A 24705-nucleotide genomic window follows, 5' to 3' on the forward strand; every position below is an offset into this window, starting at 1 on the left:
AATGGAAATCAAACCTTCGATTTCAATGGAAATTGCGGGGGAACGTGGTCATTGACGCGCGTGCGCGAAGTTCGGGGCGGCCTTGGCGCGCAGCGCCTCGACTGCCTTGGCCGGGTCGTCGGCGTTGTACACCGCCGAGCCCGCCACGAAGCAGTCCACCCCGGCCTCCGCCGCCTGCTCGATGGTGTCGGCGTTGATGCCGCCGTCGATCTCCACCAGCAATTTGAGGTGGCCGGTGTCGACCAGCTCGCGCGCCTTGCGGGCCTTGTCCAGCACCTCGGCCATGAACTTCTGGCCGCCGAAACCCGGCTCCACTGACATCACCAGCAGCGTGTCGTAGTGCTTGAGCACCTCGACGTACGGGTCCAGCGGCGTATTCGGCTTGATCGACAGGCCTGCCTTCGCGCCGGCGGCGCGCAGGTCTTTGGCGATGGCGATCGGGTCCTTGGCGGCTTCCACGTGCACCGTGACGTTGTGGGCGCCAGCCTCCGCGTAGCCGATGGCCCAGCGGTCCGGGTCCTCGATCATCAGGTGGCAGTCGATCGGGATGTCGGTCGCCTTCAGCAGCGACTCGACCACCGGCAGACCCAGGGTCAGGTTCGGCACGAAGTGCGCGTCCATCACGTCCACGTGCAGCCAGTCGGCGCGCCGGCCGGGGGCGCCGTTCACGGCAGCCATCTCATCGGCGAGGCGGGAGAAATCGGCGGAAAGGATGGAGGGCGCGATCATCGGCTGGTTCGACACATGCGCGAGTGTAAATCCGAGGTCTCGCGCTTCCCGGAGCGCCCTAGCGCTCCGCTGCTCACCCGATCGGTCCAAGGGTGAGGGGCACCCGCGACCGAGCAATCGGGGCGCGGGCGCCCCTCGCTCACACGGTTCCCGTGGGGGTCCGGCGGCGGATGATGTAGTACGCCGCGCAGAGGATCAACAGGAAGGGCACGCCCGCCTTCCAGGCGGTGTTGAACTGCTCGGTGAACGGTGTGGTCAGCACCACGGCCGCGATGAACAGCATCGCCAGCACAGTGGTCACCGGCGCCCCCGGCAGCTGCACCGGCGAGGGCGGCAGGCCCTCCAGGGCCCGCCGACGCCGGAACACCAGCTGGCTGGCGAAGATCATCAACCACACCACGAGAGCGCCGAACAGCGCCAGACCCAGCAGCATCGGGAACGCGGTTTCCTCGGCGAACACCGAGAGCGACGCGGCCAGCGCCAACCCGACCGCGGAAAGCACCAGAGCGCGGCGCGGCACCCCGTTCGCGCTGACCTTCGCGAACCACTTCGGCGCGTAACCGTCCAGGGCGAGGGAGTGGGTCATCCGCGCGGTGATGTACAGGTTCGTGTTCATCGCCGACAGCGCCGCGGTGAGCACCACGAAGTTCATGATCCCGGCCGCGGCAGGAATGCCCACCAGGCTGAACAGCCGCACAAACGGACTCTCCGTGATCTCGCCTGAGGAGGAGGTCTCGTTCCACGGCAGGATCGAGACGACCACCAGCATTCCGAGCACGTAGAACAGCCCCAGCCGAAGCACCATCCGGCGTGCCGCCCGCGGCACGTCCCGGCCGGGGTTTCGGGATTCGGCCGCGGTCATCGAGACCGCCTCGGTGCCCAGGTACGAGAACGTGACGACGGTCAGCGCCAGCCACACCGCGCCGATGCCGTTGGGCAGGAACCCGCCGTGCTCAGTCAGCGCGCCGACGCCGACGGGCTGCTGGCCGGGCAGGCCGAAGACGATGTAGACGACGCCGAGCACGACGAACACCACGATCGTGACGACCTTGATCATGGCGAACCAGTACTCGAACTCGCCGAAGAAGCGCACCGCTGCGACGTTGATCGCCAGCATCAGCACCGAGAAGCCGACCACCGGTATCCAGAGCGGCAGCTGCGGGTACCAGAACTGCAGGTAGAGCCCCGCCGCGATGACCTCGCTGCCGATGTTGACCACCTGCGAGGCCCAGTAGATCCAGCGGGACGCGAAACCCGCGAGCCCGCCGAGGTAGCGCTGGATGACCGCCCCGAACCCTCCGGCGTCGGGGTGCACCACGATCATCTCGGCCAGCGCGTAGGCCAGCGTGAGCGCGGCGAACGCGGCCGCCGCGTAGGCGATGATCACTGCCGGTCCGGCGATCGAGATCGCCAGGCCGGAGCCGAGGAACAGCCCGGTGCCTATGGCGCCGCCGATGGCGATCATGCCGACCTGGCGTCCAGAGAGTTCTCTGCGCAACCCGGTCTGCCGTGCCGGTGCGGTCTCCTGTGCCACTTGTCCTGTGCCTCCCACTCGTCGCGCCCCATGTGTCGGTGCGCGACGAGCACCTTACGACGCGATCCCGGTCCTGGGATCGCCCCTTTGCACAGTCGCAGTGCGATCAGCGCGGGAGCGACAGCTCGATCGGGGTGCCCTCCTCGACCGAGCGACTGACGGTGCAGTACTTCTCGATGGCGCGCTGCACGGCGTCGACGAGCTTGCCGTGGTCCTCGACCCCGCTGAGATCGACATCGAAGCTGACCTGGACGGATGCGAACTTGTGCTTGTCCTCCGCGACCTTGGTCCGGTCGGCGTGCACCGTCACCTTCGCGTCCTCGCCGAGCCGCCGGACCAGCAGGTTCTCGCTGGTGACAGCGGAGCATGCGGCGATGGCGGCGAGCAGCAGCTCGCCGGGGGTGAAGGCGTCTGGAGCGTCCTCGCGGCCGATCGTCACCTCGCCGCCGCGCGGGTTGGTAGCAGTGAAGGTGTGCTGACCGGTCCGGGTCACTTCGACTGGAGTGGAAGACATTCGTACCACCTGACGTTGGTTGTAGTTGCCGGTCCAGCCTCGGTGCGCAACCGTCGACGTTGACGTGCTCCCCCTGCGCGAAGACGGGGAATTCCGAGACGACTATGCCGCGACTGTGAAGCTTTTCTACTTCATCGACCCTGCCATACCGAGGTGTGGTCTTAGCTTGTTGTTCAACCTTTGTGGCTTTGGTGTTGTTCGAGGGTGGGGTCGCGTTTGATGGTCTTGCCGACGTTGTGACGGGTGGCGCGGCGGGTGTTGCGGGAGCCGGTTGGGCGTCCGGGACCGGGTCGGGAGGGTTTCGGTGCGGCTGCCGGGGAACCGGTCTTCGCGTGGAGGCTGCGCCCCCCGGACGCGGGCGGGCGTCAGCCGACGGGCCTCGGTGACCGGTCTTTCCCAGGGCCGCCGACGGTCTTCAGCGATGGGCCGGGCGAGGCGTGGTTGCGTGTGGGCGTCCAGGGTTGAGTCGGACCGGGCTCCCAATGTGAAGCCCTCGTCGATCTGGACCACCTGGGTCTTCTCCGGTGTCAGCCGTAGCCCCAGGGGTGCGAGCACGGCCGACACCTCTTCGCGCAGGGGCCTCGGCATGGTGTCGGTCGCCCGCCACCATGAGGACGAAATCGTCGCAGTAGACTCGTAGAACCCGTGATCAACGGGGCCCCACCACGCTGCTACCTGGTTAAACAGCAAACTCAGAGACTGTTGGGCAACTGGGTGGTTACGCCGCGATGTTGGTTTCGGCGGCGAGTCGGCGGGCGGCTTCGCGTTCGGTGGCGTTGGACCACTTGACGCTCTGGCCGGCGAGCCGGGTGGCCATGAGAAGGATCACCGCGAGTTTGATCACGGTTTCGGAGTTCGCGGTCAGGCGTTCGTAGTCTCGGGCGAGGCGACGGTTGCGATCAGCCGCCCAAAGGTTTCGTTCGGCCACCCACCTACGTGGCAGCACCTGGAACCCCAGGCGATCGTCTTACTTCCTTGCCATACCGCCCTTTCGGCGGTCCCGTACCGGCATCAACGGTTCCAGGACGGCCCACACCTCATCGGCCAGAGTGGACGGAAAGCATGGGCGGCGATCACCCCCGCCGATATCGCAGTTGCACACACAACAAGATTCCGGCGGGGATGATCTCTCGACACGCTGGCCGCGATCAACATCACTCCACGCTCAGTGTCGTCCCAGTTTTCAGCGACAGGTCGGTCGGTCGGTGTCACGGTGTCAGGTGCGCAGGCTCGCGCCCTTCGTCTCCGGGATGCCTTTCAGCAGGACCGGCAACGCGATCAGCGCGACGACGCTGGCGTAGATCGCTGGCGCGATCAAGGCTCCGGTCCCGGTGACCAGCAGTTCGCTCACCAGCGGTGCGGTACCTCCGAAGACGGCGTACGCCAAGTTGTACGGCAAGGCCATCCCGCTGAACCGGACACTCGTCGGATACAGCTCGAGCACCGACAGCGCGCCCATCTGGAGCAGGCAAACGGCGAAGACGAACACCAGGAGCGCCGTCACCACGGCGGCCAGGCTGCCGGTGCCGATCAAGAGGTAGGCGGGCACGATGAGCACGACCGCCGCGATCGCGCCGAGACGGACCTGGATCCGGCGGCCGTGGCGGTCGGCGAGGACGCTGAGCGTCAGCGCGACCGGTAAGAACACCAGGTTCGCCACCGTCGTCAGCGCGAGCACCGTCCCGGTCGGCATCCCGATCGCTTTGCTCAAGTAGGTGGGCAAGTAGCCGAGGAACATGTGGACCAGCAGGCCAAGCACGGCGTAGTAGACGAACAGCACCAGCAGCGTCCGCCAATGACCGCGCAGCAGCTCGCGGAAGGGACGGGTCGGGACCTTCGCCGCCCGCTCGCGCATCTCCTCGAAGACCGGGCTTTCGTCGACCCGCATGCGCATGACCAGGCCAACGAGCGCGACAACCCCGGCGAGGACGAACATCCACCGCCAGCCGTCGACCGCGAACCGGTCGCCGAACGCGGACCGGAAGACCAGCGCGACACCGGTTGCTCCCACGGGACCGAGCATCGTGGACGACACGACCAGGCCCATGTACAAGGCACGACGGTTGTCGGGCGCGTGCTCGACGGTGAACGTCAACGCTCCCGTGTACTCCCCGCCGGCGGAGAAGCCTTGCACCAGGCGGCAACCGAGCAGCAGAACGGGGGCGAGGGCCCCCACGGACGACCAGCCCGGCAGGATGCCCATGACCGCGGTCGCCGCTCCCATGAGGATGATCGACAAGCTGAGCGAGCTGCGCCGGCCTCGACGATCCCCGATCCGGCCGAACACCACCGCGCCGAGCGGCCGGGCGATGAAGGCGACGCCGTAGACGGCGAACGTGCCGAGGAGGGCAGCGGTCTGGTTCCCCGGCGGGAAGAACGTCAGGGCGATGACGCTGGCGGCGTACCCGTACAACGTGAAGTCGAACCACTCCACGAAGTTCCCCAACGACGAGGCGAACAAGACACGGCGTTGTACCTTCGCGGGTCGAGCTTGGTCGGACGACATCACTGGCGTTGGCTGGCCCATCGGACCTCCTCGGAGGTGGTGCTCGGCAGAGTCGTCCGAGTGTGCGGCGGCGGCGCGGTCCCGGACCAGCGCTGGATGTCGCGTTCGGACCGCCTCCCGGACGACGTTCGTCGCTCGCGGGCCGTGCCGGGGCTCAGCGGCCCAGGTGGTCGCGGTACGCCGCGGCGATGACCCTCAGCTTGAGCCCGAGGTGCAGCATGAGCCGGTCGTCGCCGGAGTCCAGGCTGCACCCGGTGATCTGCTCGATCCGCTTGAGACGCTGGTACAAGGTGGCGCGGTGGACGCGCATCGAGTCGGCCGTGCGCTGGATGTTCCCGCCGTGATCGAAGAAGTCGGTCAGCGTGGCGATCAGCACGTTGTGGGTGTCCTCCTGCTCCACCGCCGCGAGCGCCGGCACCGGTGCCGCGTTGAGGAGGTCTTCGGCCGGGAGCTTCAACAGGAGCTCGTAGGGACCCAGTTCGCCCCAGCGGGCGAGTTCGCCGATGCTGGGCAGCAGAAGGGCCGCGCGAGCGGCCAGCAGCGCCTGCTGGTAGGACGTGACGACGTCGCCGAGGGTCGTGACGGTGCCGCCGAGCCCGAAGACCGGCTGGGCGTTCTCGTCGCTGAGCCGCCGGAACCGGGCGGTGATCCGCTCGGCGACCGACTCGACCAGGCTGCGGGAGGGCGGAACCCGCTGGATGAGCAGGATCCAGGCGCGGGACCGGTTCGCCGCCATCAGCGCGACGTCGTCGGCGACCGCGCGGACGCCGTCTTCGACCGCCGCCTCGAACGCGACCTCCTGCGGCGCGGCGGTGGCGTGCGAGGCCGGGCATTGCACGGCGAGCACGGTGAAGTGGGTGCTCTCGTCACCGAAGAGCTGTTCGGCGCGCAGGTCTTCGATCGCCTGCGCGCGCACCGCGAGGTCGCCGGAGACGAGCTCGCGCAGGATGCCTTCCTGCCTGGCCTTCGAGCGCTCGTGGAGCAGCAGCCGGCGCAGCAGCATCGCGCCGGCGGTGGCGGCTGCCTCATCGGCGGCCGCCATCTCGTGATCGCTGAACGTGCCGTCCTTGTCGATCAGCCACAGGTACCCGAGCAGCATGCCGTTGCAGCGCACCGGCGCGCACAGCCGCGGCATCGCTCCCTCGACGTCGACGACGCCGGGCGCGACCCAGCGGCTGATGCCCTGGGCGAGAATGTGATCGACGATCTTCGGTTCTACCGACCGGTTGAGGACCGAGCTGACGCGAAGGGCGTCCTCGTCCCCGAAGTGGCGGCTCGCCGCGAGAAGGCGGATGGCGGGGTCGTCGATCGCGACCGAACGCTGCAGGCGCTCGGCGAGTTCGTCCACGATGGACTGAAGATCGCGGTCGGACACGGCACACCTCCACTCGGCGGCAGCCGGCGGCACTCACCGGCTGTCGTCCACGGTAGTCCGTGCCGCTCAGCCCATCACCGTGCCTGAGCTGCCCGTGTTGCGTTCCCGTTTGCGGGAGAACACCCCAAGGTCGATCTTCAAACCCGTGTGGACACCCGTGTACCGGACCGGATCGGTGTCGTGGTCGGCGCCCGACTCGACCTGGTCGATCAGCGTCGCCATGAGCCGGCCGACGACCGGGGCGTTCTTGAACTGGTTGCCGCTGGTGCCCATCGCGACGTAGAAGCCCGGCAGCTCGGTACGGTCGTAGATCGGCGTCCAGTCGTCGGCGGCATCGTACACGCCGACGACACCGCGTGCCCGGTTCGGCACCCGCAGCCCGGGCAGCCGGCGCGCCGCCCGCGTGACCTGGGCTTCGAACACTGCCATGGTCGGGTGCAGACCGGCGTCGTCGGGGTCGTCGAGCCAGTGCAACGGGTCACATTCCGGCTCGGTGCCGCCGACGAGCAGGCCGCCGCCGACCTCGCCGCGGAAGTAGGTCCCCAGGTCCATGTCCGCCACCGAAGGACCCACGCCGCCAGCCGGGTGGTATCCCTCGGGCGCGAGCACGTGGGCGACTTCCTGCCGCAGGGGCCGCACGCCGACCGTGAAATCCGACCCGACCCCGGCCAGGGCGTTGAGCTTGCCCGACCACGGTCCCGCGGCGTTCACCACGACCGGCGCGGAGATCTTCGTGCTGTCGGCGAGCAGTACGGCGCTCACCCGGCCACCGTCGGCCTCCACCCCGGACACCGTGGTCCGAAACCTGAACCGCGCGCCTTCCCGCGTGGCTGCCGCCGCCAAGTTCTGCGCCGCGAGCTGCGGATCGGTGATGTATCCGGCGTCGGGGGTGTAGACGCCGCCGAGGGCATCCGTGGGGTCAGTCCAGAAGGCGTCGTCGTCGATGCGCTTGGGCGGCCAGAACCGGCCCGGGTCGATGCCGGGGATGCGGTCGGCGAGGGTGGCGCTATCCCACTCCTCGTAGGGCACGCCGACCTCGTCGAATAGCGGCAGCCAGCCGGCCCTCGGGGCGGCCGCCACGTCGAGCATGACCAGGCCGCTGCGTTCGAACCGGGCCAGGTCGCCGACTTCGTGGCCGAGGTGATCGGCCCACGCCGACCAGCAGAAGTGCGACTCCCAGGCGGCGGCCACGCCCGAGAGGGTGGAGAAGTTGTACCGCACCACGGCACTCGACGCGCTCGTCGAGCCCTGCCCGGCCCCGCTCGCGCGATCCACCACCACGACTCGGCGTGCCGCCCTGGCCAGTTCGAGCGCGATCGCCGATCCGATCACGCCGGCGCCGACCACCACGACGTCCGCGCTGACTTCCGAGCTCATCGTCTTCGTCCTTCCCGTACTTCCCGCGTCCCCACGGGGATCGGTCCAGTGTGCTGGGCTCGGAGCCCACCGTCGCCCGACACCTGTCGCGATCCGGGCGCGAACCGCTCAACGGATGTTCATGGACCCAGGGGCGGTCGAGGCCGAGAGTGGTCGGAGTCCCCATGCACGGACGGGAGTACGGCATGTGGCTCACAGGAGCGACCGTCATGGACGACGTCCTCGGCTGGACGACACCTACAGCCAGGTCCGGATCTTCATGCTCGACGGCGAGCTGACCCGGGAACGTGCCGCTGCCCGGGCGCAAAGCGGTGGTCGAGCTGCCGTTCCCGTTGATGGCGTTGTACCCCGAAGGCCTCGACGACGAATACGCCTTCGCCTTCGCCTCCCTGACGACGTCCGCCGGCTACTACCGGCACCGGAGAAGTCCACTTTGGACACCCTGTTCGCGCCGCGGACGCCCATTCCCCGACGCTCTACGAGCGTTTCGCGGCCCTCGCCTAGGCCCGGCTGCGCGAGTCCGCGGTCCACTGGGCCGAAGAAGGCCACGAAATGACGTCGTTCGAGCACCTCGTGATGGCGCAGACCGTCGACTTCTTCCTCTACACCGAGTCCGGCCGCAAGCACTTCACGCCGAATGGGCACCTGCCGCAGGTCGGCGATCGGTGGGCGTCGCCGGAGCTGGCCGAGACGATGCGCCTCCTCGCGGCCGAAGGCCCGGACCACTTCCTGACCGGCAAGTGGGCGCCGGACTTCGTGGCGCACGGCAACGAGCTCGGCTGGGGCGTGGAACTGGAGAACCTGACGGCGATCCCGCAGCGGTGGTCCTCAGGGCACCGTTGGGAGCACAAGGGTTCCACGGTCGTGCGGCGCTGCCGCCCGGCATTGCGGAAGGCCGCCGTCTCGCCGTGCACCGACGGGTCGTCGTCCTGCACCCGTCGGTTGTGGACGCTCCCAAGCACCTGCCCGTCAGCGCCGATCAGCGCGGCACCGATGGGAATTGCCCTCGGCGAGCCCCACCTTCGCCTCGTCGACCGCAACGGCCAACCAACGTCAGTAGTCCACTTCGGAGGTTGCTCGCCCTTCATCACCAAGGTCCCGAGGGGGATGCAGCGAACGGCCTGTTCACTCGCTCCATTGGAGCGAACGGGCCGTTCGCTCCAACCAGCCCCACATCATCGTCACACCCGCAGCAGGGCGCAGAACATCGCGTCGGTCCCGTGGCGGTGCGGCCAGAGCTGCACGCCCGGCCCGTCGCCCAGGTCCGGCACGTCCGGGAAGTACTGGCGCGCATCCAGCTGCTCGACCCCGATGCGGCGCACGACGTCGGACACCACGCCCTCGGTCTCCGGCAGGTGCGGCGAGCACACGACGTAAGCCACCACGCCGCCCGGGCGGGTCAGCTTGATCGCCGACAGCAGCAGCTCGCGCTGCAACTTCGTCAGGTCGCCGACGTCCGACGGCTGCCGCCGCCACCGCGCCTCCGGTCGGCGCCGCAGCGCTCCCAGCCCGGTGCACGGAGCGTCCACCAGCACGCGGTCGAAGCCGGGCTCCAGGCCGGGGTCGCGGCCGTCGGCCACGTGCACCGACACCGACAGACCTTCGGTGGCCTTGCGCACCAGTTCAGCGCGGTGCGGCGCCTGCTCGACGGCGTCGAGCGAGCCGCCGTCGAGGGTGACCAGCGAACCGAGCAGGTTCGCCTTGCCGCCTGGCCCGGCGCACAGGTCCAGCCAGCGCAGGTCCGAGCCCTCGACCTCTGGCCGGGTCAACGCGAGCGCCACCAGCTGGCTGCCTTCGTCCTGAACCGAGGCGAAGCCCTCCTGCACCGGCTCCAGGTCGCCGGGGTCGCCAGCGCCCGCCTCCAGCCGCACCCCGTACGGCGAGTACGGCGCGGGGTCGCCGCCGGTGATCGCGGCGAGCTCGTCGGCGCTGATCTCGCCAGGGCGCGCGGTCAAGTGCACCGCCGGCCGGGCGTCGTCGGCGGCCAGCGCCGCCTCCAACTCGTCGACGCCGAGCGGATCCGCGAAGGCCTGCGCGATCCACCGCGGGTGCGCGTACCGCATCGCGAGGTGGCCGACCGGGTCCTCGGCGCGCGCCGGGGCGAGCTTGTCGACCCAGCTCTGCTCGTCGGACTCGGCGGCGCGGCGCATCACGGCGTTGGCGAAACCGGCCAGCTTGGAGCCGTTCTCGAACCGCACGAGGTCCACAGTGGATGCGACGGCGGCGTGCGCCGGGATCCGGGTGCGCAGCAGCTGGTAGACCCCGAGCCGCAGGGCATCGAGCATCTTCGGGTCCAGCTCGGCCAGCGGCCGGTTGCTGCACTCGTCGATGACGGCGTCCAGCAGGCCCTGCGCCCGGCAGGCGCCGTAGGTCAGCTCGGTTGCCAGCGCGGCGTCCCGGCCGGTGATGCGTCGTTGCCTGAGCAGCGGCGGCAGCGCCAGGTTGGCGTAGGCGTCGCGCTCCCGCACCGCCCGCAGGGTCTCCACAGCGGCGAGGCGCGCCGGGTCGATATCCGCCGGCCGGGCCGGGGTGGACTTGCGCTGCGGCGGGCGGGCCTTTGCCGGCCGGGACGGCCGACGGCGGCGATCGTTCACTTGAGCCGTTCTCCTTGCTCGATGCGGGTTCCACGTGCCCAGTCGGTGGCGGCCATCCGTTTCTTCCCGGCCGCCTGCACCTCGCCCAGCGCGACCGCCGACGTCCCGGTGCCGACCAGCACGCGCCGCCGCTCCACCCGGATCTCGCCGGGGGCCAGCCCGTCCTCCGCGTCGGCCACGATGGACACCGGGCCGAGCTTGAACCGCTCGTCGCGCAGCAGCGCCCAGGCGCCGGGGTCTGGGGTGACCGACCGGATCAGCCGGTCCACCGCGGCGGCCGGGGCCGCGAAGTCGACCTTGGCGTCTTCGACGGTCACCTTCGGCGCGTAGCTGACGCCGTCGTTGGACTGTTCCTCGGCGCGCAGCGTGCCGTCCTCGATGCCGTCCAGGGTGGCGGCCAGCAGGCCTGCACCGGAGACCGCGAGCCGGTCCAGCAGCTCACCGGCGGTGTCGGTGGCGCGCAGCTGCTCGGTCACCACGCCGTAAACCGGCCCGGCGTCCAGCTGGGGCACCAGCCGGAAGGTGCTGGCCCCGGTGATCTCGTCGCCGTGCTTGATAGCCGCCTGCACCGGGGCGGCGCCGCGCCACGCGGGCAGAAGCGAGAAATGTAGGTTCACCCAGCCGAACTTCGGGATGGCCAGCGCCTTCTCCCGCAGCAGCGCGCCGTAGGCGACCACCGGGCAGCAGTCCGGGGCCAGCTCCTCCAGCCGCTGCAGGAAGTCCGGGTCGGAGGCGCGGGCGGGGGTGAGCACCTCGATGCCGTGCTCGTCGGCGAGGGCCCCTACGGGGGAACGCACCAGCTTGCGGCCACGCCCGGCCGGAGCGTCCGGCCGGGTGATCACCGCGGCGACCTCGTGCCGGTCGGAATCCAGCAGTGCCCGCAGCGCGGGGACCGCGGGAGCGGGCGTGCCGGCGAAGACCACGCGCATGTCAGCGACCCCCGAACAGCGGGTGCGGGCTTTCCTTGATCACCGGCGCGTTGCCGTCGAACCACGCGGTCTGGCGGATCTCGCGCAGCGCGGCCTTGCGGGTCTGCTCGTCGAGCCGGTCGACGAACAGCACGCCGTCCAGGTGGTCGGTTTCGTGCTGGATGCACCGGGCGAGCAGGTCGGTGCCCTCGACCTCGACCGGTTCGCCGTGCATGTTCCAGCCGCGGGCCACCACGTGCTTGGCGCGCAGGCAGTCCCAGTACATGCCGGGAATGGACAGGCAGCCCTCCTGGCCGAACTGCTCCTCGTCGTCGACCGCCGTCCACGTGGGGTTGACCAGGTGGCCGGCGAACCCGTCGCAGTGGTAGGTGAAGACCCGCAGGCCGACGCCCAGCTGCGGCGCGGCCAGCCCGGCGCCGCCCTGGTCCTGCATGGTGTCCCACAGGTCCTGGACGAGGGTGCGCAGCTCCTTGTCGAAGTCGACCACCTCATCGGCCTTGGTGCGCAACACGGGGTCGCCGAAGAGTCTGATCGGCTGGACGGTCACTTGAACTCCCTGGGATGTCGACGACGAGGATTGGCGACCCGACGAGTCTAGTCGTCGCCCGGTCCAGGTCGCCCGCGTGGGAGTTCCGCCGCAACGGCGCCGCGCCGCCCGCCGTCGCACACCGGTTTTCGCTGGTCAAACCGCAACAGCAAGCCTGATGGCACCAATCAGCCCTGGTGGGGCAATCGGGCCCTCGCTTCGCCGTAAGCGGCCCAAGGCGGAGAAGATCCGCGTCAACGAGTCGTTGCGAACAGTCGTGCGGGACAGGCTCAAGCAGAAGTGGTCACCGGTTATCCCCGAACTGGATGCTGATCTCCATGAGCTCCTCCGTCCCCGGCTTCCACGATGGCCCACGAATCAAGCGTCAGACCCCGCCCGGCCTGACCTGCTGTTTCCCTCTGTTCCATGATCGAAATCAAACCCACTTGCTTTAGCACCCAAAAGTGCTCACGGATTGCTGCCGGTTGACTCGCCGCCTCAGCGGGTCGGGACCACCACGGCCGCCGCACCGCCGCCGTGGCGTTCGCGCTCGGCCGCCGCGACCCAGCGGCCGTCGGGCAGCCGTTCGACGCCCGTCGCCGAGCCGATCTCGCCGGTCGGCTTGAACTGGTGGCCGATGGCCTTCAGCTTCTCCGCCTCCGGCTGAGCCAGGAATCCCGGCTCCGCATCGGTCTGCGCGGCGTTGCGCTGCGAAGCGCGGGGCTGCGCGATGGCGTCCACCAGCGACAGCCCGCGGTCCAGTCGGCCGGTGAGCACCTGCAGGACCGTGGTGATGATCGTCGCGCCGCCCGGGCTGCCCGCCGCCAGCAGCGGCTTGCCGTCCTGCAACACGATCGTCGGGCTCATCGAGCTGCGCGGACGCTTGCCCGGACCGGGCAGGTTCGGGTCCGGCTGGCCGGGGGTGACAGAGGTGAAGTTGAAGTCGGTCAGCTCGTTGTTCAGCAGGAAGCCACGACCGGGCACCACGATCCCGCTACCGCCGGTCTGCTCGATGGTCAGCGTGTAGGCCACCATGTTGCCCTGTGCATCGGCCACGGTCAGGTGCGTCGTGTTCGGCCCCTCGTACGGCTCGACGCCGCCGGAGGTGCGCACCTGGCAGCCCTGCGGGTAGCGCGGATCACCGGCCGCGACCGGGGCCGGCAGCACGGCGTCGTCGCTGATCAGGCAGGCGCGGGAGGCCGCGAACTCCTCGCTGAGCAGTTCGTCGGTGGGCACGTCGTTGAACTCCGGGTCGCCCACCCAGCGGTTGCGGTCGGCGAAGCCGATCTTGCTCGACTCCAGGAACCGATGCAGGTACGCGGTCTTGTCGGCGCCAGCGAGGTCGGTGCGCTCCAGGATCTTCAGGGCTTCGCCGACGGTCGTGCCGCCCGAGCTGACCGGGGCCATGCCGTAGACGTCGAGCCCGCGGTAGGTCACGTGGGTCGGCGCCTGCTCGTTGGTCCGGTAGTCGCTCAGGTCGTCGACCGTCATTCCACCGGGACGCACCTGGCGGTTCGCGGCCGGGTCGACCGGCGGCTGGTTCACCGCCTTGACCACGTCGGCGCCGATCTCGCCGTTGTACAGCGCGCGGATGCCTTGGGTGGCCAGGGCCCGGTAGGTGCGGGCGAGGTCGGGGTTGCGCAGCACGCTGCCGACCTCGGGGAGCCTCCCGCCCGGCAGGAACAGGTCGCGGGTCGCCGGGAAGGCGCTGAAGCGCGCCTGGTTCTCCGCGGTCTGCTGGCGGAACGTCTCATCGACGACGAAGCCCCTGTGGGCCAGCTGCTCGGCTGGGCGCAGCACCTCGGCGAGGTCCTTGGTGCCCCAGCGGTCCAGCGCCGCCTGCCAGGTCATCGGGGTGCCGGGCACGCCGACGCCGAGCCCGCTGGTGACCGCCTGGTCGAACGGGATCGGCTTGCCGTTCTCCACGAACATGTCCTCGCGGGCGGCGGCGGGCGCGGTCTCCCGCCCGTCGATCGTCTCGACCGCGCCGGTCTTGGCGTCGTAGTGCACGAAGAAGCCGCCACCGCCGACGCCGGCCGAGTAGGGCTCGGTGACGCCCAAGGCCGCGGCGACCGCGACAGCAGCGTCGGTGGCGGTGCCGCCGCGCCGGAGCACATCGATCCCGGCCTGCGTCGCGTACGGGTCAACGCTGGACACGGCGCCGCCGAAGCCGGTCGCCTCGGCCTGTTTGGGCGGCGCAGGTGGCCCGCCCGGAGTCGCCTGCGCCATGGGCGCGACAAAGGCCAACGACGTTATCACGCCCAGGGTGAGCCGAACGGGCATCGTAGGCATCGCCACCTCCAACATCGACAACGCCGCATACTCTGCCCAGTCTGCGCCCACGGCACAACAGCGCCATGACAAGCTTTGCCGTGCTGAAGGTCGATTTCGCGAGAAACTTGCGGCGCCGGTGGGGCGAGCACCGGCGAACCGCCGTTCTCCGGCGATCAGCCCGCCGGGCCGAGGGCTGCGTCGTGGTAGCGGCAGTTCGGGGCCCACAGCAGGAACGAGTTCATGCCGTTGGCCCGCGCCGCGTTGATCTGCGCCGCCACCTCGCCCGGGCCGTAGCTGACGCCGAGGCTGAAGTCTTGCAGCCACGGGATGATCTGCACGTCCGTGCCCTCGACCGCCTTGGCGAACGCCGCCAGCGAACGGACCACGATGTCGTAGGGCTGGGAGTTGGGGTTTCCGACGCCGAACTCTCCCGGGGCCCAGTGCGACGGGTACACCATCGGCGAGATGTAGTCCACGTACCGCGAGATCTGCCGGATGTCCTGGGCGATCTCGGTCGGCCGGTCCACCGAGATGCCGAACACCGACGCGCCCAGCAGCGCGCCCCGCGACCGCACCTCGGCCTGGGTCTGCCGCAGGAAGTCGGCGATCGCGGCCTCCGGCGTGGTGGTCAGGCCCGGGATGCGCATCTGCTCGATGTGCCCGTCGGGCCGCCGCACGTAGTCGTAGAGGACGTCGTCGAAGCCCAGCGCGGCGGCCTCGGCTGCGATGTCGATGTTGTACCGGACGACCACGGGGTCGGAGAAGTTGGTGAACGCGTAACTGCCGTAGGCACCACTGGTCCAGGGCTGCCCGGCGGCGGTCTGCACGACCCGCTCCGGGTGCCCGCCGTTCCAGGACGCCGCGCCCAGCACCGGGTCTTTGAAGGCGACCAGCCGACCGACCACCCGCACGCCCATGCCGTGCAGTTGGTCGAGGACCTGCCTCGCGTTGTAGTAGCCCTTGACCGCGCCGATCTGGTGCGCCATCGGCACCGCGGAGTCGTAGACAACCTCGCCGCTCTCGTCCTTGAGGTCCAGCTCGATGGTGTCGATCTTGCCCTGCCGGGCCATTTCCAGGACGGGTTCGCGCAGCGAGCCGCTGGTCCAGGCCAGTCCGGTCAGGTGCACGGCGCGCATCCCGGGGTGTCTGATGTGGACGGTCATGGTCCGCTCGGCCCGGTTGCCCGCCGCATCGGTCGCGACCACCTGGACCTCCCGGTCCAGCCGGTCGACGACCGCGCTGAACACGCCCTGCACATTGGGCACCACGGGTTTGCCGGCCACCTCCACCCGGGTGGCGTCCTGCACGGTTCCGGTGACCGTAACCGGCTTGTTCGACCTGTCCGGCCGCAGCGAGTCATCGACCTGCAGCGCAGGTGGCACGCTGTCCACTGTGAACATCCGGGTGATGGTGACCGAACCGAACCAGGACGGGCTGCGGGGCACCACGACGCGCATTTCGTGCGGCCCGTCCGGCACCCCCGCAGCCTTCACCGCTCGTGCGCCTTGCTGGTCGACCGTCGGGACTTCCCGGCCGTCGAGCAGCACGCGCACGTCATTGGTGCTTCCGGCCCGGATCTGGATCGAACCCACCTCAGCCGGCGCGATCGGATGGTCCGGCAACCCTGCAATTTCAACGTCCTCCGTGGACATGGATCTCAGCAGCAGGAAGCCGAGGAGCAGCACCACCAGGCTGCCCACCACGACCACAACAGATTTGGGCATGTCGGCCAGCACCGACACCGACTTGGCGCGGGCCGTGCTGGAACCAGCGTCCGTCATCGCTTTCGCCTCCCCGACTTCAGGCGAACTCGCGCGGCTGCACGAAATTCGTGCTCGATCAAGTTGCGGCCGGCCGCGATGACCGACAGTTCCAGCTTCGCAGCCAAAGCGCGGAAGATCAATGACCACTTGGAGTATCCACAGCAGGCAGTCAATCTCCTACGTTGGGAGGGATGCGGTCAGCAATGCGCAAAGTTCGCGTCGGCGTCGTGGCGACGGCGGCGGTCCTGCTCGCGGTCTGCGCAGGTTGCAGCGGCGAAACCGGCCCGGCACAACCCAACGCGGTCGTCCAACGGCCCGCGCCACCGACAGTGCCACCGCCCGCTCCACCCCCGCTGCCGGCACCGGAATCGGTGCACGCCAACGAGCTCGGCGACGTCCCGGTCCTCATGTACCACCGGATCACCCCCACCGCGAACAGCGTTTACGAACGCACGCCGGAGGATTTCCGCGCGGAACTGGAACGACTGGCCGCCGAGGACTACGTGCCGGTGACCGCCACCGAATACGCCACCGGCCGGTTCGACGTCCCGGCCGGCAAGCACCCGGTGGTGCTCACCTTCGACGACGGCTCGATCAGCCAGTTCACATTGGACGGTGCGGGCGAGCCGGCGGCGGGCACCGGCATCAGCATCCTGCTCGACGTCGCCGCCGCGCACCCCGGTTTCCGCCCGGTGGCGACCTGTTACGTCAACGATCCGCCGTTCGAAGAACCCACCGGCAAGCGAACCCTGGCCTGGCTGCACGAGCACGGCTTCGAGATCGGCAACCACACGCTCGACCACGCCAACCTCGGCCGCACCTCGGATGCCGAGGTGCGGCACCAGATCGCCGGGATGCAGCGGTTCATCACCGATGCCGTGCCGGGCGTGCAGGTCCGGTCGATCGCGCTGCCGCTGGGCGTGCACCCGAAGAACAAGCGGTTGGCGGCGGACGGCTCGGCCGACGGGGTCGACTACCACCACGACAGCGTCATGCTGGTCGGCTCCAATCCCGCGCCGTCACCGTGGTCGGCGGACTTCGACCCGGCCAACGTGCCCCGGATCCGCTCACAGCGCCTGACCGGCCAGGACGCACAGTACGGCTCTGCGGCGTGGCTGGACAAGCTCGCCGCCGACCCGGGCCGCCGCTACACCTCGGACGGCGACCCGAACCGGATCTCCGCTCCTGCCGACCGGAAGACCGCGCCGTCGGCCGCGGTCGGCCCGCTGCTCTACGAGTACTGAGCCAGCCACTCCTCTCGGGTCGCCGCGTATTCGACGTCGCCCCGCTCGGCATCTTCGATCGGACCGCCCGGCCAGTCGTTGAAGAACGTCCGCACGTAGCGCAGCCCGACCTTCTCCATCACCCGCCAGGACCCCGGGTTGACGGTCACCGCCTGTGCGAACACCCGCTGCACCCCGAGATCGGTGAACGCCTTGCCCAGCAACGCGAACGAGCCCTCGCTGGCGTAGCCCTCGCTGGCGTAGCCCTCGCCCCACGCGCAGTAGTGGAACCGCTAACCCAGCTCCGGGTCCTCGGGCCGAAGATGCCACCGAACGGCCGGTGGCCTTCTCTATGGCGGCCCACTTCCCGAGCCGAGGGTTGTGCGGTCGGGGCGGGTCGCTGACGATGAAGGCATGGTCGACTTGCGGGAGGCTCGTGCGACGGACGTCGCCGCGCTGGAGGATCTTGCGCGCCGGTACTATTCGCTCTACGCCGAGCGCACGGACCGGCCTCCGGCTCCGATGACCGCCGACTACTCGGCTGCCGTGCGCAATCACCAGGTCTGGGTCGCCGAGGACGAAGATCGGATCGTGGGGATCCTGGTGCTCGTGCCGGAAGGCGACGTGATGCTGCTGGAGAACGTCGCGGTCCATCCCGACGCCCAAGGCCGGGGCCTCGGGCGCGACCTGCTGGCGCTGGCCGACCGGGAGGCGGCCAGGCAGCGGATGACCGAAATCCGGCTCTACACCAACGAAGTCATGGCGGAGAACCTCGCCTACTACCCGCGCCACGGCTACGCGGAAACGGGACGCGCCGAACAGGACGGCTACCACCGCGTCTTCTTTCGCAAGCCGGTAGTCGCACCTTGAGGCCTACAGCATTTCCAGGGGATCCAGGCGGACTTGGAGTTCTGCGGCCTTCCGGGCCGCTCGGACCGCTTGGGCCGCGTGGAGGGAGCCCGCCAGGGCTCGGCCTTCGGACCGGTCGACGCGGACGATCAGGCGTTCCCGCTCCGAGCTGCCGTCCTCGTCGACCTCGCCCAGCGGCACCGGGCCGAGGACTTCAGCGGTCGCAGGCAGGTCCGCCGAGTCCAGCAATGCCTCGATCGCCTCCGGCGTGCCGTCCACCGCGGCGACGCGGCGGGCCGGCGGGAAGCCGAGCTCCGTGCGCTCGGCGAGTTCCAGGGATGCGAACCACGCCGGGTCCCAGCGCACCAGTGCTTGCACCGGTTGCAGCGACGAATCGGCCATGACCACCACCCGCCCACCATCGCGGGCGGGCCGGACCAGCGCTGCCGCCGCGAACCACAGCCGCAGCGCCGTCTCGGCCGCACGGAGCTCGGGGCGGCCCAGCAGGGTCCGGCCGTCCAGCAGCAGCGCCGCGCCGTAGCCGCCTTCGGCGACCGGCTCGGCGCCTGGGGTGCACACGATCAGCGCCGGCTTGGCCGGCACCTTTGCCAAGATCTCGCCCGCGCCCGAAGTCCGCACCGACACGTTGCTGAACGCTCGCCCGAGCTCCTCCGCGGTGCGGCTGGCGCCGACCGCTACGGCGCGCAGCCGCCGCGAGCCGCAGGAGGCGCACTTGAACGCCGCTTCCGCGGCTCCGCACCAACTGCACGCCGCGGGCTTCGGCGCTCCGCCTTCGCTGCCTCCCGGCAGCCCCAGCGGACCCGCGCACCGGCGGCACCTCGCTCGCTCGCGGCAGTCGCCGCACGCGAGCGCCGGCACGTAGCCGCGCCGCGGCACCTGCACCAACACCGGCGCTCCCGCGCCTAGCGCGGCTCGCGCCGCTTCGAAAGCCACCGACGGTAGCCGCGCTGCGCGCGCCGCCGGGTCGCGGGCAAGTTGGGTGTCGTCTTCGCCGATCGCGGTCACCCGCGGCGCCGCTGCCCGCACTTCCGTGCGGTGTGCGACCAGTTCGTTTGCCCAACCGGATTCGGCCAGCAGTGCCGCTTCGGCGGTTCGGGCGAATGCTCCGACGATCAGCGCCGCTCCCGCCGCGTGCGCGCGTTGGGTCAGCACGTCGCGGGTGTGCGGGTAGGGCACCTGCGGGTAGCTGTGCAGGTCGTCGCCGTCGTCCCAGACCGCCGCGAAGCCCAGGTCGTGGACCGGGGCGAACATCGCCGCGCGGGTTCCGATCACGACGCGCACCGCCCCGCGCAACACGGCCAGCCAGCGGCGGTAGCGCATCGACGGGGCGAGATCAGCGACTAGGGCGACGACACCTTCCTCGCCGAGGAGCGCCGTGCAGGCGTCTTGTAGTCGTTGCAGGTCTCGATGGTCGGGTACGACGATCAGCGCGCCGCGTCCAGCCGACGCGGCGGTGGCGGCGGCTTCGGCCAGGCGTGTGGGCCAGTCCTCACCGGGTAGCGCCTGCCAGACCGCCCTGGCCGATCGCCCCGCGTACACGGCGTCCAAAAAGGACGTTCCGTGCTGGTAGCGGGCCCAGGCTTCGGTCGCGGGCCTGGGCGGCGGTGGTCCGGGTTCGCGGGGGGCGGATTTCTCCGCCGCGGCGTGCCGGGGCGGGATCGCCAGGCGCACCACGTCGGCGAGCATCCCGCCGTAGCGGGTGGCCACCGCGCGGGCCAACTCCAGCAGCTGCGGGGTCAGCACCGGTTCCGGGGAGGCAATCCGCTCGACCCACGACAGGGTGCCCTGGAAGTCCGTGGTCTCGTTGCGCTCCAGCAGGTAGCCGTCGACCAGCTTGCCCCGGAAGCGCACCCGTAACCGGCAGCCCGGCACCGCCTCGGCGTCCAGCCGGTCGGGCACCAGGTAGTCGAACGGGCGGTCCAGGTGCACCGGCAGCGGGACGTCGACCAGCACGCGGGCCACCGGTCGGGTCGCCGCCGCGGTCCGCTCTGCCGTCGCCCCCTTCCGCTGGTGGGGTTGTGCACCTGCCATGCCCTCTTCTCTACCAGAGCACCCGGACCCGGCCGTCAACAGCACGTCAGAACGGACTCGCCGGGCGTCAGGCCCTCGGCCGGACATCGGTGGTGCGGGCCGCCCGGGCGTAGGCGGGGCCGCGCGTCTGATTAGCTGCTGGTCGGGGGCGTCATCGGGCCCGGGGGCAGCGCACACAACTGCGCCACAAGGCTCAGGCGGTCCCGACCCCGCGTGCCGACCGGCTCAGCCCGCCCGATCGTCCGATCCGAGCATGAAGTAGCGGAACGGCTTATTCCTGCCCAGCTCGCCCAGCGACGACCGCAGCCGCTCGATCTCCTCGTCGGAGAAAGACCTCGTCGACACGCGCAGCTCCGCCCGTCCACACGATCACTGACGGCGGACATACCCACCGGAAGCGATCACGGCCGATCATCTGGTCCACACCGACGACAGCGGAACCAACATCAAGACCCGAGCACCCTACCAGGGCGTACAGAGCTAATCGTTGTTTGTTCGGCCAGTCCGGGATGCCAGGCCACGCCAGGCCTTCTCGACCTTCCGCATCCCGGGCAACCTGTCCTCGACCCACTGCAGATCCTCTGCGGTCCAGGCTCCCTGCCGCACCATGCGTTTCGCAGCTTCGACGTTCCGTTGACGCTTACCGTCCGGATCGAACCCCGGCGGCATCGCTTCCAGATGCCGCTGCATCCGGCCCGCCAACTCGGCCACCTCCGCGATCCCGGCGAGGTTACCGAGCCGCCCCCGCCGCTCGGCCTCCGGCAAATCAAGCAACTCCGCCACCCGCGGCAACCGGCCATCCAGCCACGCCACCTGCTCCGGCCCACCCAATTCGCCGTGCTGAGCCCACCAGGCCACGTCATCGCCCGCGCCCGCCAACACCTTCGACGACAACGCCGACTCGGGGTCGACCCGTCTGTCATCACCCTGGACGGCGTCCAGGAAATAATGCGCCGACCCGTCTTCGAAAAAGCCACCAGAGGCCAGGAACGCACTCACGTCGTTGCCGTTCACATACACCGCCCGCGGAGCACCCTGCGAGGCCGCCGGCGGCACCCTCAGCACCAGGAAATGAACATCCCCGGCCGCTGTCCGCTGCATGAACTCCCGCACCGCATCGGGGCCACCGGTCAGCCGAAGCTGCGGGACAACACCCCCGGTGGCGGCCTGGAACCGTTCACTCGCCGCACCTCCCACCACCCGCCGCAACACACCAGCGTGCAGCAGACCCTTCGCGGCGCGGAGGCCATCGGCGATCTGCTCCAGCAACCCCCTGACCGCGCCAGGACCCGGGTCGGGAATCACGATCCCCGAGCCCTCCACCATCGCCTTCGCGTCCTCATTACCGAGCAGGACCTGAACAACGATGTAGTTGACCGAAGCCCTCAACGACTTCCCCAGCCCATCGATGACCTCTTGATATTCGGGCCGCAGACTCAAACCTTGGGCGTTCACCGTCCCCCACTGTGACCGTGCGCCGGAGGGGAACTCGTCTCCCTTTGCGGCATCGGCCCACGCGAGGCGGCGCTCAGCCTCCCGTATCCCGTTCTCGCTCCACACCAGCCTGAACGGCGCTGGCGGGAGAAGCCCATCCCGGATAGCCCGCAGAACAGCCAGGCGCAGCTTCCCAGACTCCTCCCCCACAGGGAGCCCGGTGACGCCCGCCAGCCACTTCCATACCTCCGACTCGGTTCTAGGAAACCAGTCGGTCTCGGTCACCTCGAGCGCCCGGCCCGGGCCGAGGTAACGCACCAGCTCCGAGCCCGAAAGCCGGGCAGCCTCGCGCATCAACCGCAGTTGGTGCGGGTAAGGCTGTAGGCTGCCGCCAAGCCACGCCCGAGCCAACCACTCGTCAACCCTGGTCACCCCGGCCGCTCGGGCCGTGCCGAGGTGGCGCACCAATTCCCCGTCCGGGACTTCGGCGGGAACAGCATCTCCGGCGACGTAGTCCACCACGTCGCCCAGAGTCCACCCCCACCACTCCTGCGTGGTCGGCAAACCGAAAACTTCCCGCGCGGCGGTAGATGGCCCCTCCGGCCGCCTTCCCGAGGCCACCTGCACGCCCTCCCGGGGGTCCAGCTCCCCCCGCTTGGCCATCTGCAGGCCCATCTCGGTGCCCAGCGCCCGCAATCGGTTAGCCACCGCGACCGCCCCTTCCGGCCCCCCGAACGCCGCGACAATCGCATCCAGCACAATCCCACGCACCACCGCACGACCGCTGCCACGGCTAAGACGCCACTCCTCCACGTCTCCCGGAGAAACGCCCGCCGCCCAGGAGACTGCGTAGTCCGGGCCGAAGAAGCGCGTGAGGTAGTCAAACTCACGACCGTCCAGGGCATGCGCCAGCTCGTGCAGCACCTTCAGATCCCGCGGACTGGGCCGCCTGCCTCGCATCCCGGCACGCTGCGCTGCCGGACCGCCCAGGTCGCGCACTTCCACCTGGAGGTCGGGCCCGCTCTCCACCACCTGGTCCAGGCCACCGAGCTCGTCCACCTTGCGCTGCAGCTCGTCGCGGTACTCGGCCGCGCTGGGGGCATCCCGTTCCTCGACCCACTCCTCCAGCTGAGGGCGGCGATCGGTTTGGGGCATCATGAGCTCGCCCAGAGCGCGCAACCGCTCCTGATACCGCGCACCGGCCGGTACCAGTGTCTCGACCAGTGTCTTGACCTCCGCTCGCCCGCCGTAAGTGCTGACCACCGACCCGGTGATCGCCCGGCGCAACGCCTCGGCATGCCATTCTTCGGGCAGGTGGGACCACATCCGCCACACCTGCGCCGTGGTCTCATCCACCCCCAACGCCTGAGCCAGATACTGGTCCCGGCGCACCCCCGGGTTGACCATACTCATCAACTCCGCGGGCCCCTTACCCTGCAAGACCGCGAACAACCCCTCCCATTCGGCTTCGCGGCCACGACGCCACAGCCTCTGATCCGCCGGCCCGTAGTCCACCCTGACACCAGCCGGGTCCACCACATGCACGAAGAACTCCGCCGACTCCCCGATGTTCTCCATCCAGATACCCGGCAATTCCCCGCCCGGATCCAGATGCGCCGGCACCAGCGACATCCCCAGCGGCCTCTGGGTCAGCGGGTCCAACAAGTCCTCGGGCCGCGTGGCGCTATCCGGCTCCCCTGGCGCGTACTGGCCCATCACATACCAGACGTCGGTGCCCTCCTCCACCAACTCCCGACTGTTCCCCTGCAGGGTTTTCCACGTCGTTTTCCGCTTCTTCACCACCACCGCATGGTCCACAACACCCCACCAGTCCAGCATCCGCAGGAACGCCACCACATGGTGACCATCAACCTCGGCGTGACCATCCACCCCAACCAGCCTCGGCCGCGCGGCCACGTCGGTCGCCTCCTCGAAAGCCTCCAGCGCCGCGCGCCCCGCCTCAGAAACCCCCGCCAAATCCTCCTCGCTCAGCACCACACTCCGGTCATTCACCACATCCTCATCCCGCGCGTACTCCGCCTCGCTGCCATGCGGCTCAGACCCCCCATCCACCAGCGGCTTCAGCTCACCAAACGGCACCGGGACAGGCTCCACACCGGACAGCGGTGATGGCCCGGCCCCGGCCTGGATGATCGGTTCGCTGCGCCGCGTACCCAGCCTGTCGGCCAGCGCCCGGGAAAACGCCACCACCTCATCATCGCCGAGGTTGCGGCGCTTGGCCGCGACCAGCGCCACCACATCCTCCAGCGGCACAACGGCATCCGCGCGAGCCAACCCCCGCACGTCATGCGTGTGCTGCACAATCTGCCCCGCCGCGTCCTTTTCACCGCTGGAGAAGTCCAGCTTCTTCGCCTGATCGATCGCGTGGTTCAGTTCCTCCTGCGTCCACTGCCCCACCTGTATCTCACGGGTATCCCGTACCGTGCTCGCCCCGGCACCGGGCGTGGTTGCCGCGGGCTGTACCTCCCCAGCCACCGACCTCGCCTGGGCAGATGCCGTCTGAGCAGCCGGTGTCTCCTCCGGGGTCACCGTCGTCCCACCGGAGGCGGCCGTGGAGACAGCATCACCGTCCACAACAGACCCCGGGGCATGCATTGAGCTCCCGGACGGTTCCTCCTTTTCGCCCAAGCTCTCAAGCCGCTTCAGCAACCCTGGCTGTTCCTCCTTCATGAAGGTATCGAATTCGTCGCGCCCCGCGTCATCGATGGCCGCATCCGCCGCATCCGTATCGCCGGTGGGCGTGCCAGGGTTCGGCCCCGGCCCCGGGTCTCTCCCCGGCTCGGGCCCGGCGCCCGCACTCACAGCCGTCAAGGCCTCCCCAATACGGGCTAGCCTGTCCCGTACCCGCGCGATCTCACCGTCCCCGGCCCCACGCATCATGTGATAGGCCATCACTCTTACAGCCTGCGGCGAGCCGTTAAGTGGCGCCCCCAATTTTTCGGATGCGGCATCCAACAAGGAATCTCTTGCCGGGCCAGACAATTCCTCCAACCCCGCAGTGGCCT

Annotated in this window: 16 protein-coding genes and 4 pseudogenes; 3 read left to right on the plus strand and 17 right to left on the minus strand. The window is 69.6% G+C overall.

All coding sequences use genetic code 11. From position 1 onward, the window contains the following. Positions 1-48 precede the first annotated feature (48 nt). The 8 genes and pseudogenes from rpe to ACWDKQ_RS12950 form a co-directional block, all read right to left on the minus strand. Positions 49-729, minus strand: coding sequence for a ribulose-phosphate 3-epimerase (gene rpe / locus ACWDKQ_RS12915; protein ID WP_450138935.1), 681 nt, complete (start codon positions 727-729; stop codon positions 49-51). A 139-nt stretch (positions 730-868) separates the two neighbouring features. Next, positions 869-2263: an amino acid permease gene (locus ACWDKQ_RS12920; RefSeq protein WP_450138936.1), complete on the minus strand. Its 1395-nt coding sequence runs from the start codon at positions 2261-2263 to the stop codon at positions 869-871. Positions 2264-2369: 106 nt separating this feature from the next. Further along, positions 2370-2777 carry an OsmC family protein gene (locus tag ACWDKQ_RS12925; RefSeq protein WP_450138937.1) on the minus strand — a complete coding sequence of 136 codons (408 nt, stop codon included), beginning with the start codon at positions 2775-2777 and terminating at the stop codon, positions 2370-2372. Between the two features lie 173 nt (positions 2778-2950). Beyond that, a pseudogene (locus tag ACWDKQ_RS12930) lies at positions 2951-3236 on the minus strand (NF041680 family putative transposase); the annotation flags it as partial. Positions 3237-3495: 259 nt separating this feature from the next. After that, positions 3496-3705 carry a hypothetical protein gene (locus ACWDKQ_RS12935; RefSeq protein ID WP_450138938.1) on the minus strand — a complete coding sequence of 70 codons (210 nt, stop codon included), beginning with the start codon at positions 3703-3705 and terminating at the stop codon, positions 3496-3498. Between the two features lie 288 nt (positions 3706-3993). Beyond that, positions 3994-5304 carry an MFS transporter gene (locus ACWDKQ_RS12940; RefSeq protein ID WP_450138939.1) on the minus strand — a complete coding sequence of 437 codons (1311 nt, stop codon included), beginning with the start codon at positions 5302-5304 and terminating at the stop codon, positions 3994-3996. 133 nt (positions 5305-5437) lie between these two features. Continuing rightward, the gene (locus ACWDKQ_RS12945; protein WP_450138940.1) at positions 5438-6658 is read right to left on the minus strand and encodes a PucR family transcriptional regulator; all 1221 of its coding nucleotides are present in this window, start codon (positions 6656-6658) and stop codon (positions 5438-5440) included. 66 nt (positions 6659-6724) lie between these two features. Next, complete coding sequence (locus tag ACWDKQ_RS12950) at positions 6725-8035, minus strand: NAD(P)/FAD-dependent oxidoreductase (protein ID WP_450138941.1); 1311 nt, start codon at positions 8033-8035, stop codon at positions 6725-6727. 576 nt (positions 8036-8611) lie between these two features. On the opposite strand from ACWDKQ_RS12950, the pseudogene ACWDKQ_RS12955 reads away from it, so the two are divergent. Further along, positions 8612-8857, plus strand: a pseudogene (locus tag ACWDKQ_RS12955) (gamma-glutamyltransferase); the annotation flags it as partial. A 95-nt stretch (positions 8858-8952) separates the two neighbouring features. Here the strand turns inward: ACWDKQ_RS12955 and ACWDKQ_RS12960 are convergent. From ACWDKQ_RS12960 to ACWDKQ_RS12985, 6 genes and pseudogenes are all read right to left on the minus strand, one after another. Continuing rightward, positions 8953-9123 (minus strand): annotated as a pseudogene (locus ACWDKQ_RS12960) (hypothetical protein); the annotation flags it as partial. Between the two features lie 93 nt (positions 9124-9216). Continuing rightward, a complete protein-coding gene (locus ACWDKQ_RS12965) occupies positions 9217-10629 on the minus strand; it encodes an RsmB/NOP family class I SAM-dependent RNA methyltransferase (protein ID WP_450138942.1) in 1413 nt (470 codons plus the stop codon). Further along, entirely contained in the window at positions 10626-11558 is a 933-nt protein-coding gene (fmt, locus tag ACWDKQ_RS12970; protein WP_450138943.1) for a methionyl-tRNA formyltransferase, read from the minus strand. The genes ACWDKQ_RS12965 and fmt overlap by 4 nt, the downstream gene beginning before the upstream one ends. A gap of 1 nt (position 11559) precedes the next feature. Further along, on the minus strand, positions 11560-12105 hold the full coding sequence (gene def / locus ACWDKQ_RS12975; RefSeq protein ID WP_450138944.1) for a peptide deformylase: 546 nt from the start codon (positions 12103-12105) through the stop codon (positions 11560-11562). 477 nt (positions 12106-12582) lie between these two features. After that, on the minus strand, positions 12583-14376 hold the full coding sequence (gene ggt, locus ACWDKQ_RS12980) for a gamma-glutamyltransferase (RefSeq protein ID WP_450138945.1): 1794 nt from the start codon (positions 14374-14376) through the stop codon (positions 12583-12585). Positions 14377-14531: 155 nt separating this feature from the next. Further along, on the minus strand, positions 14532-16139 hold the full coding sequence (locus ACWDKQ_RS12985; RefSeq protein ID WP_450138946.1) for a putative glycoside hydrolase: 1608 nt from the start codon (positions 16137-16139) through the stop codon (positions 14532-14534). 185 nt (positions 16140-16324) lie between these two features. On the opposite strand from ACWDKQ_RS12985, the gene ACWDKQ_RS12990 reads away from it, so the two are divergent. After that, entirely contained in the window at positions 16325-17365 is a 1041-nt protein-coding gene (locus ACWDKQ_RS12990; protein ID WP_450138947.1) for a polysaccharide deacetylase family protein, read from the plus strand. Here the strand turns inward: ACWDKQ_RS12990 and ACWDKQ_RS12995 are convergent. After that, positions 17353-17616 (minus strand): annotated as a pseudogene (locus ACWDKQ_RS12995) (GNAT family N-acetyltransferase); the annotation flags it as partial. The gene ACWDKQ_RS12990 and the pseudogene ACWDKQ_RS12995 sit on opposite strands and share 13 nt — an antisense overlap. Before the next feature lie 109 nt (positions 17617-17725). Between ACWDKQ_RS12995 and ACWDKQ_RS13000 the strand changes: the two are divergent. Further along, positions 17726-18214 carry a GNAT family N-acetyltransferase gene (locus ACWDKQ_RS13000; RefSeq protein WP_450138948.1) on the plus strand — a complete coding sequence of 163 codons (489 nt, stop codon included), beginning with the start codon at positions 17726-17728 and terminating at the stop codon, positions 18212-18214. Positions 18215-18217: 3 nt separating this feature from the next. Here the strand turns inward: ACWDKQ_RS13000 and ACWDKQ_RS13005 are convergent, their stop codons facing one another. Both ACWDKQ_RS13005 and ACWDKQ_RS13010 read right to left on the minus strand, forming a co-directional pair. Continuing rightward, on the minus strand, positions 18218-20245 hold the full coding sequence (locus tag ACWDKQ_RS13005; RefSeq protein ID WP_450138949.1) for a primosomal protein N': 2028 nt from the start codon (positions 20243-20245) through the stop codon (positions 18218-18220). Positions 20246-20725: 480 nt separating this feature from the next. Then, positions 20726-24175 carry a hypothetical protein gene (locus ACWDKQ_RS13010; RefSeq protein WP_450138950.1) on the minus strand — a complete coding sequence of 1150 codons (3450 nt, stop codon included), beginning with the start codon at positions 24173-24175 and terminating at the stop codon, positions 20726-20728. Between the last annotated feature and the right edge of the window lie 530 nt (positions 24176-24705).

The sequence above is a fragment of the Saccharopolyspora sp. NPDC000995 genome (genome assembly GCF_053599315.1).

Coding starts and splice junctions, on each gene's coding strand:
- ACWDKQ_RS12990 (WP_450138947.1), top strand. CDS start 16,325: ATGCGCAAAGTTCGCGTCGGCGTCGTGGCGACGGCGGCGGTCCTGCTC.
- ACWDKQ_RS12950 (WP_450138941.1), bottom strand. CDS start 8,035: ATGAGCTCGGAAGTCAGCGCGGACGTCGTGGTGGTCGGCGCCGGCGTG.
- ACWDKQ_RS13005 (WP_450138949.1), bottom strand. CDS start 20,245: ATGGCAGGTGCACAACCCCACCAGCGGAAGGGGGCGACGGCAGAGCGG.
- ggt (WP_450138945.1), bottom strand. CDS start 14,376: ATGCCTACGATGCCCGTTCGGCTCACCCTGGGCGTGATAACGTCGTTG.
- ACWDKQ_RS12985 (WP_450138946.1), bottom strand. CDS start 16,139: ATGACGGACGCTGGTTCCAGCACGGCCCGCGCCAAGTCGGTGTCGGTG.
- fmt (WP_450138943.1), bottom strand. CDS start 11,558: ATGCGCGTGGTCTTCGCCGGCACGCCCGCTCCCGCGGTCCCCGCGCTG.
- ACWDKQ_RS12925 (WP_450138937.1), bottom strand. CDS start 2,777: ATGTCTTCCACTCCAGTCGAAGTGACCCGGACCGGTCAGCACACCTTC.
- rpe (WP_450138935.1), bottom strand. CDS start 729: ATGATCGCGCCCTCCATCCTTTCCGCCGATTTCTCCCGCCTCGCCGAT.
- ACWDKQ_RS12940 (WP_450138939.1), bottom strand. CDS start 5,304: ATGGGCCAGCCAACGCCAGTGATGTCGTCCGACCAAGCTCGACCCGCG.